Origin of the sequence: Bradyrhizobium sp. WSM1743 (genome assembly GCF_000473065.1) — a bacterium.
Taxonomy (GTDB): domain Bacteria; phylum Pseudomonadota; class Alphaproteobacteria; order Rhizobiales; family Xanthobacteraceae; genus Bradyrhizobium.
The window spans coordinates 11,789-30,568 of the sequence record NZ_AXAZ01000087.1; the positions used below are offsets into that span (position 1 = coordinate 11,789).

The following is an 18,780-nucleotide window of genomic DNA, read 5'->3' on the forward strand; positions in this document are numbered from 1 at the left end:
GGATTTCACTCAAGTGTGAGCCGGGCAGTTCTCAGCTGCCGATGAAATGCAATTACTCGTTCTCAGAACTTGCAGCAGGCAATGTTAGCAGTTGGCTGACGTCCATTATACGTTGAGGTCAATCGTGTCGTTTTGCTCGATCCACTTTGCCGTTGTTCAGCCCACCAAGCGCAATACCGCTCTTGCCCGGCTCGCGTACCAGACCTGCTCGCTCGCCGACGATCGCTTCGGACGCGTCGACTACCGCCGTTATGCCGGCTGCCGCGTCGGTGGTGGCGTTCTGCTGCCGGTAGGCGCGCCCACACAATTCGCCGAGTGGGAGCATTTTTACATGGCCGCGGCGTTCCGAGAAACGCGGCGCGACGCGCAAGAGGGCAGGATTGTCGATTTTGCGCTACCGCGTGCGGTCCCGCGCGCGCTGCTGCTGCCGCTTGCGGCGTTTGCGCTGTTGCCTTTTGTCGAGGGCGGGATGGCGGTGCGGGTTGATGTTGAGAGCGTGCGTGCGAGCGACGGTGAAGCGAACCCGCACGCGCACTGTTGGCTTGCGCAGCGCGTGCTGGGGCAAGATGGTTTTGGCTTGAAGGAGCGCAGCTGGAACGCGCTGTTCCGGCGCGGTGGTGGGAGATACGCGCGAGCAGTCCTCGCGGGCCGGATCAACCTCGGTTGCGCGATGCTTGGCGTTGAGGCCTATGTCGATCCGCGCCGCAATGCTGTGAAGGGAGCCGGCATTCCGGAGGAGCGGCTGCCGCGGCCGATGTTTTGCGCGCACAATGAAGGCAGGTATGTCGCGGCCGTCGAGGCGCTGAAGGCGAGCCGCCGGCTGAGGCAAAATCGCAAGGCACCGCAGCGCAGTCCGGAGCCGGAGCTTGCGCCCATGACGGTGACGAACGCGGCGGTGTATCGTGTCGGCGATGAAGAGGCCGCCGAACTCAGGCGGCGGTTCGCGGACGCCGCGCAGGAGGCGGGCTATGAGCTCAACGGCGAGCTGGACGCGGCATCGGCCTTGCCGACGGTGTCGTTGACGGGGACGTCCGTCGCCTTCGACGGTCGCGCATTCGAGATCGCTGCGACGGGCAATTCGGAGGATGCTGCGATCGTCGCGCGGTTCGTGCGCCGGCTCGAGTGGCCGGCTCTGGTGGTGGAGGGAGGTGAGCGACTGGCCGATTTGATGGCGATCGCGGCCGCCTCCGAAGGCGTGTTCATGGTCAATCGGGCGCCCTCGGCCGGGGCCCGGGACCTCATTGCGAGGGCGTTCTTTCACGAAATGAAGGCCGCGATTGCGCGCCATGACCCGCTCGGGGTTGCCGCAAAATTCCTCGCCGATCATGAGGCGACGATGGCTTGCACGGAAGTAGGCGTGGCCGTTGCAGAGGTTTCCATGCAAGCGGATGCAGCGAGCGAGGACGATCCTCGCTCGGGGGCAGATCTGGTTGGCCCGAACGTCGATCCGGTCCAGCCGGGGGAGGTCGCCGAGCCGGCTTCCATGTTCGCGCCCATTGCTGCGACGGCGGACCATGACGCTGGCGCCGTGGCCGCTGGGTCGGATGTGAGGCGGGCCGCCGGCTCGCCGTCCGAGGCGATCGATGAACTCGAAAGCTTGCCGGACGACGATTCCTGGAAGATCAGGCCCGATGCGAGCGTGCTGGCGCAAATTGCCCGCTCTCTGCAGGATTCTGACGAGCGGCAGCGGCAGAGGCTGCAGAACCTTGACGGGATCCTGCGCCGCATGAGCGATCCATCGTCCAGGCTTCGCAGCGGAGAGCGTCGGCCGCCCAGGGGTGCGAGCGTTTCGGCGTCGACCGGCAATCCTAAGCCGCTCTGGTAGCTGTCGGCACTAATTCAGGTCCGCCCACACTGCGGCGGTCGAAATGGACGTGCGCGACGCGCCAGGCGCCGCATCTCGATCGCGCCAACTGTGTGGCGGAGGGCGATCACGCGAGAATGTCCATCGCTCAATCTGCAGAACACGGTCTGTCTCGAGGGGCCGTCGTCTGGATGCCGTTAACCACGCATCTCGAAGGGGAGCCGCGTCGGCTGGAATATTCCGGGACCAGGCGACATATTGGAGGTTACCTTCGCAATGCCTGCGAAGGCGGCCGCCGCCGGTGCTGGTAACATCGACGAGCGGCCTGACCACAACGACTTCTGAGGAGTCATCATGGCTAAAAGTCACTATAGCGCTGATTCGGCATTCCATCTTCCGTCCTGTCCGATGCTCGGTGCCGAGTCCGATGTGACCGGCGGCGCTGTCGTGCCCGGCGTCGGGCCCATGGCGGACGGCATGTCCCTTTTCACCATCACCTTCGCTACCGGCTAGGCGCGGGTCGCGACGCGTGACGTCATGCGGCGCGATGGCGTCGCATGAATTCGGTCCCGGTCCCTTGCATGCACTGGCGATCCCGCCGAATGGGGACGCCATCCTGGCGTCCCGCGATTTTGCGGAGCTGGCCACGCAAGCCGTGATGACGGCCTGAGCTCTGCGATCTGCGCCGGGCGTTTGGTGCGCATCAGCCGGTCCGATGTCGGCTTCGCGATCTCTGAAGAGAACAGAGACATCGATCCATGAAGTTGCCCAGTGAGACCATTCCCGTGCAGCCCTGCACCCATACGATCTATCGCCCGCGCGGCGGGATCGAGGGCTATTGTCAGGTCCGCGATCCCGCCGGCCGGCTGGCCGTCACCGCCTTTCCGATCGCGATGGCCAAGGACTTGGCTGCGAGCTGCGATCTGTGGTCCGCGTGCTACGTGATCGCAGTGCACGGCGAAGCCTATATCGGCGAGAGCAACCGCGCGGCCCGGTGCGTCGCCGAGCACGCCGCAGATCCTGCCAAAGCCTTCGCCGCAGAGGCCTACCTGCTCCACGAGCAGGAGCCGCACACGCTGGCCTGGTCGGCGCGGCTCTACCTGGAGCACCGCCTGACCGCGCTCGCCCAAGAGGCCGGTCTCGTCACCTTGGCCAACACCGCCCCGCCGCGGGTTCTGCCTTGGCCGGTCGAACACACAGCAACATTGGAGCGGCTTGTGACTGAGGGCCGGCGCCTGCTGTTCGACGCCGGCTGCAGGACATTCAACGCCAACCGCGTAAGAAGGTTGCCCGCGGATGCCGAGATCAAGGGCAGCCAGAACGCGGACGAGGCCGTCGCGACCGACTTGCCGATGGCGTCCCCGCCCGAAGGCGAGCTCGAACTGGACTATTGCGGAATCTGGGCCCGGGGCCATCACGACGACGAGGGGTTCGTGGTCTCGGCGGGCTCCGAGGTGCGCAACATCCTGAGCGCAAGCCTCCGGCAAAACATCAGGGATCTCCGCGCCGAACTTCGCGCCAAGGGCGTCCTGGTGCCGATTGCCGGCGTCCAAGATCGCCTGCGCTTTCGGGTGGGGTGGACCTTCTTCTCCGCTGCGGTGGCGGCCAAGTTTATCACTGGGGCGCATGTCGCCGCCACCAAGTGGGTACGCCCGCGCAGCCCCGAGCCGCGCGCGGAGTAGGAGGGCCCTGCAAAATGTCCAATCCCACGTGGATGCGGGGGCACCAGCCCGCGCAAGACGCGAAGGCCAATCTCTCCGCCCGCTATGCCGCGATCGCGCTGGTGCTGTCATTGATGCCGATCCCGCAGCTGGGCGGCGTCAAGACCGACATCGCGATGAGCGCAGTGCTGTCCATCGCGCTCGACGCCGATCCCAGATGCGCGCTCGTGCTCGCCCATGTCTTCGACCGCGCCGAGCATGATCCGCACCGCGCAGATCAATTGTGTCGCTCCTGGTCCGAGTTCTACCTAAGTCGCTCGGCCTCCCGCGGCGGCGCCGCCTCGGCCGAGAGGGCCGTGCTGAAGGCGCTGCGCGCGTTCGATGAGCTACGAACCGGCGAGGAACGCAGAGCATGAAGCTTCAGCCTGGCTCTCACCTCAAGGCCAATTTGATGCGAATCCGGCCGGCCGTCACTGGCGACATGCCGCGAGATCGGGCGCGGACACACCGCCGGGGCCGAGCGGTTGAACTCGCGTCGAGTAAGACCCTCGGGCTGGTGATATCGATGACGGCGTGGCTATCGACTAACCGGTCTCGCGCTTCGGAGCCTTGTGCTTTCGCCGTTCGAGCCAGTCTCTGGCGGCTTCCTCCAGGATCTCCGACGCCGTGGTGTCGTCCTCAAGGGCGGCTCGCTTGATCGCCTTGATCACCTCGCCGGACATCGTCGCGAAGAAATTCCGTTTTTGCTGCCCGGTCGGTGCCTTCGCTTTGCTTTGCTTTGCGGATTTTCCTGCGTCAGCCATGAGTTCTCCGGGGGTGAGGGGCTCAAGGATTCGCATGTTGACGAATCCTTGAGCGTGGATTCTAGGCGGAGTTCGGCCAAATGGCCATAGGCAGCAGGGGGCATAGGAACATTGGAGTTCGCTATGGATATATGTACATTTTAATACATATGGACGTTGACATAGGTATATGTTTATGGTCTGTTCCCTGGCCTTGGAATGTCGCGAGGCTCCCTAATGACGCGTGAGGAAGTCGATGGGGGCGAGTTGGCTGTTCCTGATCTGTTGGACCGGCTCGGTGATCGCAATGTGGGATGCGACAGGGATGGCTCGATTCCGGTGTGCAACCTGCGGCCGCAAGGGCGAGTGCGATTATGAATCGCACCGTCATGAATGCCCGCTCTGCCAATCGCCGGATGTCGTGTTCGCGCTGGCCATCGATGAACTGCCGGAGGAGCTCGTGGCGGCACTGCTTCAGGCCGAGCCTCTCGATGACGACGACAATAGTGAGGACTGACGTGCGCTTGTGGGTATTGTCGGATTTGCATGTGGAATTGACGCGCGGCTGGGACCTTCCGGCGGGCGACGCGCGGCCGCAGTTCGACGTCCTGGTGATCGCCGGCGATCTGATCCCGCGCATGGAACGGGGTGTGACGTGGCTGCTCGAGCGGGTACCGGATCGGCCCGTGATATACGTGGCCGGCAATCACGAATTTTACGGCACCGATATCGACCGGACGGTCGAGAAGGCTGCATTCGGATCGGCGACGTGACCTTCGCTGGCGCAACCACCTGGACGGACTTCGATCTGTTCGGCGATCCGCATCGCGCCATGGGAGTCGCGGCCGAGCGCATGAACGACTTCCGCAAGATCAGGATTGGCCGCCATGCCAAGCGCTTCCGCCCGAGTTACGCGCTGGCTCGGCACCTGCAGGCCCGTTCGTTTTTCGAATTGGAGATGCGCAAGCCGCGTTCGGGTAAGCTGGTGGTGATCTCCCATCACGCCCCGCATGCCGGCGCTGCTTTGGCGCCCTCCGACCCCTTAGGGCCGGACGAGATCCTCAGCGCTGCCTACCGGAGCGACCTGACGGCGCTGATGCGACCGGCGGCGAATGACGGGCGCGGCGCGCTCAAGCCCGCCGATCTCTGGATCTACGGCCACACCCACGAATCCGAGGACACCATGATCTGTGCAACGCGCGTGCTGTCGAACGCGAAGGGCTATGGACCGTGGCCGCCCCAGCAGCATGCCTGGGACAACCGGAACTTCGATCCAAACCTCATCATCGAGATCTGAAGGGGAGCGGCGGGACATGACGGGGATCGACGAAAACCGGACGCAGGCGAACGCGCTTACGTCCTCTCCTTGATTTGAGTGAAGGTTCAAGCATGTGCGACAAAAAAGAAGCCCAGGGTCGGTTCGTCTCCGCCAAGACCACGACCCCGATCCCGCTGCATCATCCAGCGCTCCGCGATGCGCTGATCCAGGCAACGCTAGATCCGCGGGTGCGGTCTATCGATTACCTCGCCTCAGCCCACGTCGCCTCCGTGCAGGTCGAGCTCGATGCCATCATCATCCAGCATGAGGACGGACGCTGCGTTCTGGATGTCGTCCCGGCGCGGCGGATCCGGGATATCGATGACGTAGGCCTCGTTCTGATCGCGCTGGATGAGCTCAATCTCAACCAGCTTGAGCTCACAGCCGAAGAGATCGGGCGCGAGCCGCGCCGTGCAAATGCCAACCTGGTCTGGGCCTACCACGACGTGCCTATTCCGATCGGGCTGCGCCTGCGCATCCTACAAGTCCTGCTCGACGAGGGGCCGATGCCGCTCGGCCAGTTGCTCAAGTCGTTGGCCGGCGAGACCGATCCCGCGCCGGCAGTGATGGCGCTCGCCTGCGCCAATCTCGTCTGTCTCGATCTGTTCGCCCAGCCACTGAGCCCGACAACCCTTGTCCGACTCTGCGCGCAAGCGAACCACGCATGAGCTCCGACGACGAGGCATGCGTTTTGTCGGATGCCGTCGAGCACGCGGTCTCGAGGAGCGCGGCCGCCACTCTGGCCGACTGTGACGAGCACGTGCGCAAGCCGATCATGAGGACGATCGCTTCTGCGACGAAATGCCGAGGTAACATCATGAGATTGCTGGATGCACAGGTCTGTGATGGCGAATTGCTGCTCGTCCTCCGGGGGGATCCCGCCGAGATGCTCACCGCCAAGGCGATGATTGCCGATATTCTTGGATGCGGGGTTCATCTCGTCACGCCGGGAATGATGCGACGGATCAGGGGCGGCCAGAGAAGGGTGGGCGAATCCAGCCTCGAGTTCCTCGCTCGGATCGCCATCATCGACACCATCGCAGGCGGCCTCTCGGCAGACGAGCCCGTCATCGTGCGATATCCCGGCGTGATGAGCGGCAGTCCGGTGTTCCGGGCACACGCGTACCGCCAGGGCCGGTCTTCGCCAAGCTGCGCCTGGAGCACCCGTCGCTCTCCCGGTACGAGATCGAGACCGCTCTGCAACAGGCTTGCCGTCTGCTCGCGCGCGATGCGCAATGGGTGGAACGAAGATGATGCGATCCTTGGTCCTGATCAAGGGCGACCGGGCGACTATCCTGCACGTGCGCCACGACCACGTCACCATTTCAACCCGGACCGGAGAAGCGCCATTCGCGAGCCGGCCGGACCTTTCCTGTGGATCGACGGCTATCGGTCGCGAGCGAGCTGCGAGAGGGATTTTGATGGACATCATGAGCAGAGAGCCATGATCAGCGTCACGATTACACGCAACGGCGAGCTGCTCGACGAGATTATCTTCGGCGACGATGTGGCTCACGAGGGGAGTACGAGCGGCGTTTATCGCGACGTTGTGCGGGACTGCACCGATGCAGTCCTGTGGCAGCAGGTTGCGCACGTCGCGCAAATCGTCGCCGCGCGCGGCAATCTCCCGCATACTCCCGAAACAGACGCGCGCAGCGAAGCAAATTTCAACAGCGCATATTCCGCCTCGGGGAAGGGGACAGACGTTCCGCCGCTTGCTGGCGAGGCACTGCAGCGGAAGGCGGGCGATCGCACCGTGATCGTTGAGGACGATCTCGGTCGTCTCAAGCCCGATTCGGAGCAGGCTAACGGCAGAGATGCCGAGCACTGGAGAATGCTTGGCCGTGACGGTCGCGGCAGGCACCGATACTTGGCCCCCCGCGTGGCCTCCAAGGACAGCGCCGGTAACGATCGGACGATTATACTGCTTGGGGCTTTGTGGTGGCGCGCGGTGGCCAAACGCGGTGCTTAACGCTGGACCGGCTGGCGAGTTCTTGCGCGGTACCAAGCGTGAGCAGCTGGCTGGCATCGCGGCCTTCCTCGGCAAGATCCGAAATGTGACAAGCATTCAAGCGTTCGCTTGCGCGCCGACGAGGTCAAAGCCGCTTGCCAACAGCACGTGCAAAGAATCCACATCCACAAGCCGGACGAGGACAATCTCGCTTACACGCAATCGACGTGGAATTGCTGGAGTTGCTGGCCACCGAGGCATGGGTGACGTCGGCCATTCACAGCCGAGGTCTCCTTAGCCGGTCCTTGGCCCCGTTAGCTGGTGCAACCGGTCGGTCGCTAGATCCCCTAATTAGGATTCCGCGGCGCCGGTTTGGAGCTTCTCCAAGTGACCCGGCATGTGTCTTGTTTGCGGGTAGTACTCCGTTCCGCTTCAAGAACCTTACACCGCAATGTTTGAGAATGCACGGATACCGATTCCATTACCGCCAAAGACAAGGGCCCGGCATTTAGGGTGGTGCTGGGGCCGTTTCTGTATCGGCTTTGATAAGTCGCACGTAAGTGCCGCTCTCGTGCAGCTCGATCCAGCCGCGTTCAACCGCAAGTTCGACACCGGAGCCGAACTCTCCGTCGCTGGCCCTGAGCGTGTAGAGGAACGGCGCATTGATTTTCTCGAATGAGGCCGTCGCGCGCCGCGCTTTCGTCGCGCACGCGCCTATCGGATGATCGAGTGGCTCACGAGGGGAGTACGAGCGGCGTTTATCGCGACGTTGTGCGGGACTGCACGGATGCAGTCCTCAGGCAGCAGGTTGCGCACGTCGCGCAAATCGTCGCCGCGCGCGGCAATCTCCCGCATACTCCCGAAATAGACGCGCGCAGCGAAGCAAATTTGCACCACACATCTCCCAACTCCGACAAGGGGACAGGCGTTCCGCCGCTTTCAGGCGATGCACTCCCGCGGGAAGCATGCGATCGTACCAAAATTGCCAAAAGCTATTTCGTCCCAACCGCGATTCGGAGGAGAATAACCGCAAAGATTCTGAGTGCTGGGGGATGCGACATCTGCTCGTCCGTTTAATCGTCAAGGACAGCGCCGGCAAATACCGGATGATTATATCGCTCGGGGCTTCGCGGTGGCGAGCAGTGGCCGTGATGTGTCGCGGACAAAGGGCCCTTGCGTTGACCTGCGTAGAGTCCTGTTCGTCGAGGTAATAACTCGAAGGTGCCCTGAGATTAGGACACACGTCTTGGAACCACCTTGTCGCCATGCTGCGGCGGTTCTAAGGATCGAGCTTTCAACCCAGTTGGAGAAACAAGCGTGACCAGCTGCGACTGGCGATGGGCTCCCGTCTTCGAGAAGATCGCTTTCAGATGATTGCGAGCCGGTTCCCGCGAGATGCCGAGGTGCTCGGCAGCATTGGCGAGCGATGCGCCGGTTGCAAGCAGCGCGGCTCGTTTGGGCCTATGCCCTCCCTGAAGTCCATCAGTCGAGGAGCACAACATGACTCCTAATCCTAAGGGCCAGTTTGAAAAAGGGGACCTTCGGCAATCCACGCGGGCCGCCGCCTAAGCAGCCGCATCCCATCACGGATGATCAGGTTCGCCGCGACTTCTTCGAAGCCGAGGAGACGTTGGTGCCGATCGTCGTCGGAAATAAGCGCGAGATGGTTCCTGCGCGTGTCGCTATAGACAAGCAGCTGATCTTTAAGGGGGTATCAGGCGACCCGCGCGCTATGGCACAGTACTATAAGCGGAAGGATCGGTTTATCGTTGAGTACGTCAATCAGCAGCTTGAGAATCTTCGCGTAGCTGGTTTCTAACAACAGCCGCTTTTCAGGCTTACAACAAGAGGAGTGCATCACTGCGCTCCTCTTTCTCTTTTTGGGTTTGAGCTTGTCACCGCCAGATCCGGGCCGGCTCTCTTCACATGCGGCCATTTGAGCGCGTGCGGAGTTTCGCGCCTACGTTAACCTGCTAAAGCCCCGTAACAGCTCTGTCCTGCTCTTTATTTTGTTCGTGTCGCCACCGCGCTTTCCCGTCGGCTCGTAAGCCGCTCGAATGTGGGCCTTTTCTCCCGCACTGTGCCGGCCTGCGACGCTATTGAACGCATTTATCAGGCCTATCAGGTTCGTCAGCGCGTGAGCTCATGCTTCCTGGTCCAAACCGTCTCGCCAGCTCGGCAATTTTTCTCGGCGCGACGCTCGGGGCCATAGAATGATCGCGGGTAGCCGCAAGCTGACGCTGCCACTGTTCTTCCCGGCCTAGCCCATTTGGGGGAGGCGCACCCAAGGAGTTTGGCATATCGCTTTGCGAGACCCTCTCTTACACGCAGCGTTCTTGCGCTCGTATGGGACACAAGGTGCCGAACAGGTCGTTAAGTAGCGAAATGACGTCAAACGCGTCGGGAGACAATCTAGGGAGCTTGGACGACTTCTCGTTCTTCGAGCTAGAGATGCGGAAACGTTCGCGGAGCTGGGAGTGGAGTATTGGCTCCCGCGCCGGAAAAGCCATCATGCGAGGAAGAGCGAGGAAGCGCGTGGTTGCGAGATATGAGGCGACGAGCGCGTTGTTTCTCTTGCTGATGAACGAATCCGTGGCGGCTCGGAGCCGTAAATGAAAAGTGATGCGCAATCCATAAAGGCCGCACCTTCAGCTGAAACACCGAAAAGGGTCGAGGTCTTTCGCTCGCGCTCGGGGGAAATTTGCGACCGCCGCTGGGCAAAGAACCAAATGCTCAAACTAATTGTAGGAGCAGCTTGACCAGTTCCGGTTGACGGTGCGCGCCGGTCTTCGAGAAGATCGCTTTCAGGTGATTGCGCGCCGTCTCGCGCGAAATGCGCAGCTGTTCGGCGGCACTGGCGAGCGATGTGCCAGTTGCAAGCAGTGCGGCCAATCGGGATTCCGCGGGCGTGAGGTCGAAGGCTTGGCCGATGAGGCCAGAGTCGGGCGCCGCGGGCGGGACGAGATTGGACAGAATCAGCATGGCGCGAGCACCGAGAAAGACGGAGCGCGCCGCGCCGTCCACTGGCAGTATGCGCAAGACAACCGGTGGCTTCGCCGTGCGACGGACAAGGATGGGAGCGGCGGGGATGGCGGCGCTATCCGGCGCGGATCGGATCAAGCTGATCAGCTGATCGAGTTTGGCCATCGCCTGCTTGTCACGGAGCACGAGACGCCGGTCTTTGATACGGATCTCATTGTCAAAGCCGCCGTCGGCTACCTCGTTTGTGCGCAGAACCTTGCCTTCGCGGTTGAGGATCAGTGCGGGTTGTCCAACGCGACTGAGGACGTCTGTCATCGAGGTCAGCGCGATCCTGCCGACCGCGGTGGCGAGCGTGGCGGTCTCGGTGAGCCGCGGAGCCAGCTGGGCAAGCAGTTGCTTGTCGCGCGCCTCGAACGCGCCCTCGCGGCCGGTTCGTTGGATCGTCAACGCCCACGCTGCGCTGTCGGCCCAGAAGCCGATGCCGGCAAACCATCGGTATCCGAACGGAAACAGCACCTCGTTGTACATGGGATCGGAACGAATCTGTTCCGGGGTCATCACATCGAGGTCGGTCACGACCTCGCCGGCCATCATGCGCGGAAACGCCCTGGCGCGAGGATCTCTCAGATGCCAGTTATTCCTGAAGTAGAACTTGGTCCCTTCGTCGATCGATTCGGTGCGTGGAACGTCGGGCGTCCTGATGTCGCTCTGAAGGAGTAATGCCGCTGACGCCCCGACCGCCTTGCAGATGTCATCCATGATGTCGCGCCACGCATCCGGGTTCACGGCGGCTTCGCCAAGTCGATTGATGACCTTCGACAATTCATGATCGTCTATCTTGTTGGTCCTCAAGTGCGGTCCCCCTCCGCTGAGCCCAAGGTACTCGTCAAGGCACTCGTCGAGGCATCCATTGCAGCCGGCAAGCCTCTACGTTGCATGCCGTGCAGAAGGCCCGCCATCGAACCGACCTTGGCACCCTCGATCGCATTTCCCCTGGTCCAGGATGCTTCGCGAGGCGGCAGTTCGAAGCAAGCCCTCCTGCCTGTTTTTCCTGAAAAATCGCGGCCGACGAAAGTCTAATGAAATCGCCGCGGTGAGGCGGTGCGAGCAGAACACGAATGACCCATTTGGGTCATGCGGCGGTTTGTGCCAGCGCTATTCCATTGGCGACGAATGCATTTCGATCCGGGAATTAAGGTCTTGAGCCAGATTGTTGCAGGTTTTCGGTGTCCGCTCATGCGCTGTGGTGACTCGGCGCGTCAGAATGTCGCAGATTATCCTGGGCCGTGTGGCCCGGCCCGCGGGCCGGCGCCATCAACGATGGCATTTCGTTTGCTCGGCAGCTTCAGCGGCCTGATTCGATCGCGCCCGGTGGAGAGAGCGCTCACTTCATTTCGTCACGTATTGCGCCGGAGCCCGGCGAGACGTCGATCGTCCGGTTCGGTGAGGCAGCCAGCCGTCGCAAATCCGGGACGCACGATTTCGCAGCCGCACCGTTCGGTTCGTGCGCCGCTTAAGGTTAGCAGCTGTACTGTCTTGACGCCCGTCGCGCAACAGTGGAAACAATTTGCAATTATCAGAAACGTTTTTTCGACGGTCGGAGATTGCGACTTCGAGAATTCATGCGACGCCGAACAACGGCGCAAGGCGTCGAACAATAACAAGACCACATCATTTCAACTTAAGCCTTGGGCTGACGGCGAACCTGAAAAATCAAGACGGTTACGGGAGGGGCTCACAATGAGCGACCGCACGATGTCACGCGTCGCGTCCATATCGCGTTTCGCTTTCAACGATTGAAGATTTCTCCATCCGCACAACGCAAGCCGCTTCCGCGCGCTCGCGAGCAATGACTGTTGCCCTTTCGAGAAAGATGAATCGCCATGACCATTAACGGCACCAATGCGAACGATCAGATCACCGGCACCAGCTCGGCTGACACCATCAATGCAAAGAATGGCGACGATACGGTCGTCGCCGGGGCCGGGAATGACCTCATTCAGGGCGGCAACGGCAACGACAGCATCAATGCCGGTGCGGGCAATGACATCATCGACGCCGGCAATGGCAACGACACGGTGGACGGCGGCAGCGGTAACGACATCATTCTCGGCGGCAACGGTAACGATACGCTGCTCGGCGGGACGGGCAACGATCTGATCGCCGGCGAAAACGGCGACGATATCATCGATGGCGGCTCCGGCAGCGATCTCGTCAGCGGCGGCAATGGCAACGATACCCTGATCTACCGCGTTTCGGAAAATGTGGGTTCAATCGATATCTACGACGGCGGCAAGGGCCAGGACACGCTCCGCCTCGTCGTCACGCAAGAGTTCGCGAACTCGCCTTCATTCAGGTCCGATCTTGTGACAATCCAGGCCCTTATCGGGCGCTATGGCAGCGCGGACTACGCGTTCAGGAGCTTCAACCTGGCCGTCGTCTCGATCGAAAAGGTCGAGGTCGTCATCGAAGGCCCGACCAATCATGCGCCGGTCGCAACCGCGGATATCGCCTCCATCAAGGAGGACGTGACGACGGCTGCGAACGGCAATCTGCTTGCAAACGACACGGACGCCGATGCCGGCGATACCCACATCGTGTCGGCCGTGGCAGGAGGCACGGACAACGGCACCACGATCGCCGTCGTCGGCACCTATGGAACGCTGGTGGTCACCAAGGCGACCGGCGCCTACACCTACACGCTCAACAGCTCCAGCGCCTCCGTGCAAGCGCTCGCCGAAGGCCAGCAGGTGACGGAGCAGTTTGCCTACACGAATGCAGACAACCACGGAGGAACGGGCTCGTCGACGCTCACGGTCACCATCACCGGCAGCAACGACCCGGCCACGATCACGGTGTCGGGGAGCCAGGATACTTCAGTGACCGAGGCCGGGAGCGTGGCCGGCGATCCCAGCGCGTCGGGCCAGCTTGCGGTTCACGATGTCGACAACGGCCAAGACCATTTCGCAGTCCCGGCCTCGCTGGCCGGCACCTATGGCAACTTTACTTTCAATGCAGCATCAGGGGCCTGGACCTATACGCTCGATCCCGCGAAATCGGATTCGCTCGCCGCAGGACAGCACGTCGCCGACACCCTGAGGGTCGCCTCGGCCGACGGCACCGCCACCCATGATATCGTGGTGAACATCACGGGTACCAACGACCCCGCCGTGATCGGCAATCCCGTCCAGCACGACGTCACCGAGGACGGCGTCCTGACAGCGTCTGGCACGCTGTCGATCAACGATGTCGACCAGAACCAGAATTCATTCCAGACCGTGGTTGTCTCGGCTCCCGGCAATCTCGGGATGCTGACGATCGGCGCCAACGGCGCCTACAGCTATTCGGTCGTCAACGAGCTCGTTCAATATCTCGGCCAGGGCGAAACCCGAGACGAAATCTTCACCGTCGAGGCTCTGGACGGCACGACCAAGGACGTGACGTTCACGATCCACGGCGTCAACGATGCGGCCGATATCGGCGGCCCCACCCAGCATGACGTCACCGAGGACGGCCAGCTGACCGCATCCGGGCAGCTGTCCATCAGCGATGCCGACCAGAACCAGGCTGCGTTCCAGGCCGGCGAGATCACGGGAGCAGACAACCTCGGCACCGTGACGCTGCAGGCCGATGGCCACTACACCTATTCGGTCGACAACGCCGCGATCCAGTATCTCGGTGCCAACGAGGTGAAGACGGAGACCTTCACGGTCAAGTCCGTCGACGGCACGACCAGGAGCATCAGCTTCGACATCCACGGCGCGCAAGACGCGCCGAATCTGATCGTCGAGGACTCCTCGGGCGCGGCCGACCAAAATATCACGCTACACATTGCGGCGAACAAGATCGATCTGAGCAGCACCTTGTCCGTGAAGATCGAGGGGGTGCCGTCGAGCTTCGAGGTACAGAACGGCCTCGCGCTCGGGGACGGCGCCTGGCTGGTGACGTGCGACTCGATCCAGAACGTCGTCCTGATCCCGGACCATGCCGTCGGCAGCCCTGATCCGTTCACGCTGCACGTCACCGCCATCTCCGACGACGGCGTCCATCAGGCGGTGAGCACGGCTGAGCTCTCGCTGAAGGTTGAACCCGGAGCCAACGAGATCAACGCGCTTGATATCGACGGCTATATCGGCGGCGCGACCGTCTTTGCTGACGCCAACAATAACGGAATACTCGACGCGGGCGAAGCGTTCACGACGACCCGTGCTGACGGCAGCTTTACGCTGGCGGGCGGATCCGGTCCGCTCGTGAGTATCGGCGGTGTCGATATCTCGACGGGATTGCAGGTCGCCGGCGTGCTGAGGGCGCCGGAGGGCTCCACCGTCATCACTCCGCTGACGACGTTGATCGTCGCGCTGGTCGATAGCACGGCAAACGATGAGCACCCGCTGACGGTGGACCAGGCCATCAGCGCCATTGCGGCCGCGTTCAATGTCGATCTCGCCTCCGATCCCGCAAACCCCATTGACCTGCTGTCGTACGATCCGGTGCCCGCTGCGGTGAATGGCGATCCAACAGCGACGGCAGTGCTTGCGGCGGCCATCCAGGTCCAAAGCACGGCCGCCCAGGTGTCAGCTGTCGGTGTGGAGCCGGACGCGGTCATTACAGCAATTGCAGGGGCCATTACCGCGTCTCAGACTGCTCCCAGCGCGCCCGTCTTCGATCTGGCATCTTCGGATACGGTTCAAAGCGTCGTCACGCTCTCTGGCGTCAGCACAGCCGCTGCCGCGACGGTTGTGGAGGTCGTTGCCGCCGCGAACGACAGCATTCAGTCGGCCACCAACGTCACCGAACTGGCGCAAGCCGGCCAGGTCGCCCAAGGCGCGGCCGCCGATCAACTGGCTGCAACCGATTTCTCGGATCAACAATCCATCGATCAGCTTACGGACCGTTTTGTCGATAATCTCGGCACCGAAATTGCGAATGCCGAGCTGACCCCGGTCGGGAGCGCCTTGTTCGGCTCGCTCGGCGATGACGTGCTTTCGGGCGGAGGCGGCAACGATCTGATTGACGGCCAGGACGGCAACGATCGCATCAGCGGCGGTGACGGGAACGACATCCTGTTCGGCGGGGCCGGCAGGGACTATCTCCGCGGCGGCTCCGGCGACGACATTCTCGACGGCGGCCCCGGCTTCGACCGTGCCGTCTATACCGATGCAACCGGCGGAGTCACGATCAACCTCGCGGCGGGAACGGCGTCCGGCGCAGGCGTGGGGACGGACACGCTCGTCAACATCGAAGCGGCCCTCGGCAGCGACTTTGCCGATACGTTCAACGCAGCCGGCTTCACCGGCGATGCACATGTCCCGGGTAGCCCCGTCGGCTACAATGAGTTCGAAGGCAAAGGCGGCGACGACACCATCATCAGCAACACCAACAGCCAAGGGGCGGAGCTGACGCGCGTCTCCTATTTCAGCGCCACCGACGCGGTGACGGTGGATCTCGCAGCCGGTTATGCTCAGGGTGATGCATCGGTGGGCCACGACACCCTCGTCGGTTCCGGATTCAACGGCGTCTGGGGCTCCGCCTACAACGACACGATTCTCGGCAGCAACAATCCGATGTTCACCGCAGAGGTCTATTCGGGCTTTGCGGGCAACGACTATATCGACGGCCGCGGCGGCTACGACCGCGTGGATTACAATGTCGATCCGAACACCACGACGGGAATTACGGTCAATCTCGCCGCCGGATCCGTGACCGGCGATTCGACCATCGGAACGGATACATTGCGCGGGATCGAGGCGATCCGCGGCACCAACTTCGCCGATACCTACAATGCCGCCGGTTTCGGCGCGGGCAGCGTCAATGCCGGCTCGAACGGGACCTTCAACGAGTTCACCGGCAACGGTGGAGACGACACCATCATCGGCAATGGCTTCACCCGGCTCGGTTTCAACAACGCGACCGCGGGCGTGCAGGTCGACTTCGTCACCGGCGTCGCCACGGGCGATTCGTCGGTCGGCACCGATCATTTCAGCGGCGTCAACGCTGTCCAGGCATCGATGTTTGACGACACATTGTCCGGCGGCGCGACCAACGACACGTTCACCGGCCTTGCCGGCAACGATTACATCGACGGTCGCGGCGGCTTCGACGTCTCGTCCTACAACAACATCTTCTTCATCACGGGAAGCATCACCGTCGATATGGCGGCCGGCATCGTCACCGGAGATGCGTCCAACGGCACGGACACGCTTCGTTCGATCGAGGGCATTCAGGGCACCAACTTCAACGATACCTACGATGCGATCGGTTACGGTGTGACCGGGGCCAATACCGGCAACAACGGCACCTTCAATCAATTCGAGGGCCTCGGTGGTGACGACGTCATCGCCGGCAACGGCAACACGCGCCTCATTTTCGTCAATGCGACCGGCGGTGTGACCATCAATCTCGCGGGCGGCACCGCCGCCGGCGACGGCTCGACCGGTCACGATACTTTCACGGGTGTCAACAGCGCGATCGGCAGCAACTTTGGCGACGTTTACGACGCGACGGGTTTCACCGGCCTCAACGCGAACTTCAACTCGTTCCAGGGCAACGCCGGAAACGACACCATCTCCGGCAACGGCAATACGCAGATCCAGTTTGGCAACGCGACCGGCGGCGTGAGCGTCAACCTCACTGCGGGCACGGCCGATGGCGATGGCTCGGTCGGCCACGACACCATCACCGGTGGCGTGTTCAACGTCCTCGGGTCCAATTTCAACGACACCATCATTGGCAGCGCCAGCAACGACAGTCTCTTCGGCAGCAACGGCAACGACACCCTGGATGGTCGTGCGGGCAACGACTTCCTCAGCGGCGGCGCCGGCGCGGACAGCTTTGTCTATGCGACCGGCGGCGGCTTCGACTTCATCCAGGACTTCGTCCATGGCCAGGACAAGATTGATCTGACCGGCGTCTACGGCATCTTCAGCCTGGCTGATCTGCAATCGCATGCGATGCAAGGCGGCCCCAACACCGTCATCACGTTCAGTTCAAATGACGGCCTCACGCTTCAGAACGTCGATCTGAACAGCTTGACGGCGAGCGACTTCCTGTTCGGCACGCCGGCCGCGCCGATCGTCGGCGACGGCAACGCGAACGACCTCGTCGGCACGGCCAATGCCGAATCCATCAGCGGTCTCGGCGGCAACGACCGCCTCCAGGGCCTCGGCGGCAGCGACCTCCTGGATGGCGGGTTGGGCTTCGACCGCGCCATCTATACGGATGCGACCGGCGGAATCACCGTCAACCTCGCGGCTGGCACTGTCTCGGGACCTAGCGTCGGGACGGATACGCTCGTCGACATCGAGGGCGTGATCGGCAACGATTTTGCCGACACCTTCAACGCCGCCGGATTTACCGGCTCGACCGGTCTGCCCGGCGTCGCCGCCGGCCAGAGCGAGTTTGAGGGGCGCGGCGGCAACGATATCGTCGTCGGTGCCGTCAACGCTCTCGGGCAGATCGTGACGCGGCTGTCCTATCTGGGAGCGACCAGCGCGGTCACCGTCGACATCGGGGCAGGGACCGCGGACGGCGACGCCTCCGTCGGCCACGACACCTTCTCCAACGTCTCGACGATCTGGGGCTCGGCCTACAACGACACGATCTATGGCAGCGACAACGCGGCGTTCACCTACGAGACCTATGAAGGTCGCGGCGGCGACGACTATATCGACGGCCGCGGCGGCTACGACCAGGTTACCTACAATTCGGATACGACGACCACGTCAGGCATCTATGTTCACCTCGCCGCCGGCGTCGTGAATGGCGATGCGACGGTCGGCACCGACACGCTGCGCAGCGTCGAGGCCGCCCGCGGCACCAATTTCGACGACACGTTCGATGCGACCGGGTTCGGTCAGGCCGGGGCCACCAATGTCGGCTCCTCCGGCACCTTCAACGACTTCGCCGGCGCCGGCGGCAATGACACCATCATCGGCAACGGCTTCACCCGCCTGAACTACCAGATCGCAGCCTCGAGCGTCAGCGTCGACCTCGAGACGAGCGCCGTCGGGACCACCAATGCGGTCACAGTTGCCGGCAGCGCCACGGGTGCGACCGAGGGCACCGACAGCTTCACCGGCGTCAATGCGGTGCAGGGGTCGACGTTCTCCGACACGCTGCTGGGGAGCAGCTTCAACAACAACTTCACGGGACTGGGCGGCGACGATTATATCGACGGCCGCGGCGGCTTCGACACTGCGATCTACAACAGCCTCAGCACGGTCACGGGCGGCGTCACCGTCGACATGGCGGCGGGCACGGCGACCGGCGATGCGTCGATCGGC

13 protein-coding genes are annotated in these 18,780 nt (G+C 62.6%); 11 read left to right on the forward strand and 2 right to left on the reverse strand.

The window, feature by feature from the left end:
• The first annotated feature begins 124 nt into the window (after nt 1-124).
• The 4 genes from YU9_RS44825 (at nt 125) to YU9_RS0133885 (ending at nt 3,881) form a co-directional block, all read left to right on the forward strand.
• Nucleotides 125-1,825, forward strand: coding sequence for a MobA/MobL family protein (locus YU9_RS44825; RefSeq protein ID WP_027576745.1), 1,701 nt, complete (start codon nt 125-127; stop codon nt 1,823-1,825).
• Between the two features lie 333 nt (nt 1,826-2,158).
• Entirely contained in the window at nt 2,159-2,317 is a 159-nt protein-coding gene (locus YU9_RS48370; protein WP_156952280.1) for a hypothetical protein, read from the forward strand.
• Between the two features lie 245 nt (nt 2,318-2,562).
• Nucleotides 2,563-3,486 (forward strand): hypothetical protein, encoded by a 924-nt coding sequence (locus tag YU9_RS43320; protein ID WP_051380611.1) that lies wholly within the window; start codon nt 2,563-2,565, stop codon nt 3,484-3,486.
• Nucleotides 3,487-3,500: 14 nt separating this feature from the next.
• The gene (locus YU9_RS0133885; protein WP_156952281.1) at nt 3,501-3,881 is read left to right on the forward strand and encodes a hypothetical protein; all 381 of its coding nucleotides are present in this window, start codon (nt 3,501-3,503) and stop codon (nt 3,879-3,881) included.
• Between the two features lie 168 nt (nt 3,882-4,049).
• Here the strand turns inward: YU9_RS0133885 and YU9_RS0133890 are convergent, their stop codons facing one another.
• Nucleotides 4,050-4,304, reverse strand: a complete 255-nt coding sequence (locus YU9_RS0133890; protein ID WP_245266644.1) for a hypothetical protein — start codon at nt 4,302-4,304, stop codon at nt 4,050-4,052.
• Nucleotides 4,305-4,572: 268 nt separating this feature from the next.
• Between YU9_RS0133890 and YU9_RS0133895 the strand changes: the two genes are divergently transcribed.
• The 6 genes from YU9_RS0133895 to YU9_RS0133920 all read left to right on the forward strand — a co-directional run bounded on the left by YU9_RS0133895 (nt 4,573) and on the right by YU9_RS0133920 (nt 9,335).
• The gene (locus YU9_RS0133895) at nt 4,573-4,764 is read left to right on the forward strand and encodes a hypothetical protein (protein ID WP_198028344.1); all 192 of its coding nucleotides are present in this window, start codon (nt 4,573-4,575) and stop codon (nt 4,762-4,764) included.
• Nucleotides 4,765-4,795: 31 nt separating this feature from the next.
• Nucleotides 4,796-5,020: a metallophosphoesterase gene (locus tag YU9_RS51265; protein ID WP_371259238.1), complete on the forward strand. Its 225-nt coding sequence runs from the start codon at nt 4,796-4,798 to the stop codon at nt 5,018-5,020.
• The gene (locus YU9_RS43325) at nt 5,017-5,544 is read left to right on the forward strand and encodes a hypothetical protein (RefSeq protein ID WP_371259239.1); all 528 of its coding nucleotides are present in this window, start codon (nt 5,017-5,019) and stop codon (nt 5,542-5,544) included. The genes YU9_RS51265 and YU9_RS43325 overlap by 4 nt, the downstream gene beginning before the upstream one ends.
• 92 nt (nt 5,545-5,636) lie before the next feature.
• Entirely contained in the window at nt 5,637-6,233 is a 597-nt protein-coding gene (locus tag YU9_RS0133905; protein ID WP_027576749.1) for a hypothetical protein, read from the forward strand.
• Nucleotides 6,230-7,537, forward strand: a complete 1,308-nt coding sequence (locus YU9_RS0133910; protein WP_027576750.1) for a hypothetical protein — start codon at nt 6,230-6,232, stop codon at nt 7,535-7,537. The genes YU9_RS0133905 and YU9_RS0133910 overlap by 4 nt, the downstream gene beginning before the upstream one ends.
• 1,504 nt (nt 7,538-9,041) lie before the next feature.
• Nucleotides 9,042-9,335, forward strand: coding sequence for a hypothetical protein (locus YU9_RS0133920; RefSeq protein WP_027576752.1), 294 nt, complete (start codon nt 9,042-9,044; stop codon nt 9,333-9,335).
• Between the two features lie 914 nt (nt 9,336-10,249).
• On the opposite strand, the gene YU9_RS0133930 is transcribed toward YU9_RS0133920, so the two are convergent.
• Nucleotides 10,250-11,320 (reverse strand): helix-turn-helix transcriptional regulator, encoded by a 1,071-nt coding sequence (locus YU9_RS0133930; RefSeq protein ID WP_027576754.1) that lies wholly within the window; start codon nt 11,318-11,320, stop codon nt 10,250-10,252.
• A gap of 1,061 nt (nt 11,321-12,381) precedes the next feature.
• On the opposite strand from YU9_RS0133930, the gene YU9_RS0133935 reads away from it, so the two are divergent.
• On the forward strand, nt 12,382-18,780 hold a 6,399-nt coding region (locus tag YU9_RS0133935), incomplete at its 3' end, for a VCBS domain-containing protein (RefSeq protein ID WP_027576755.1).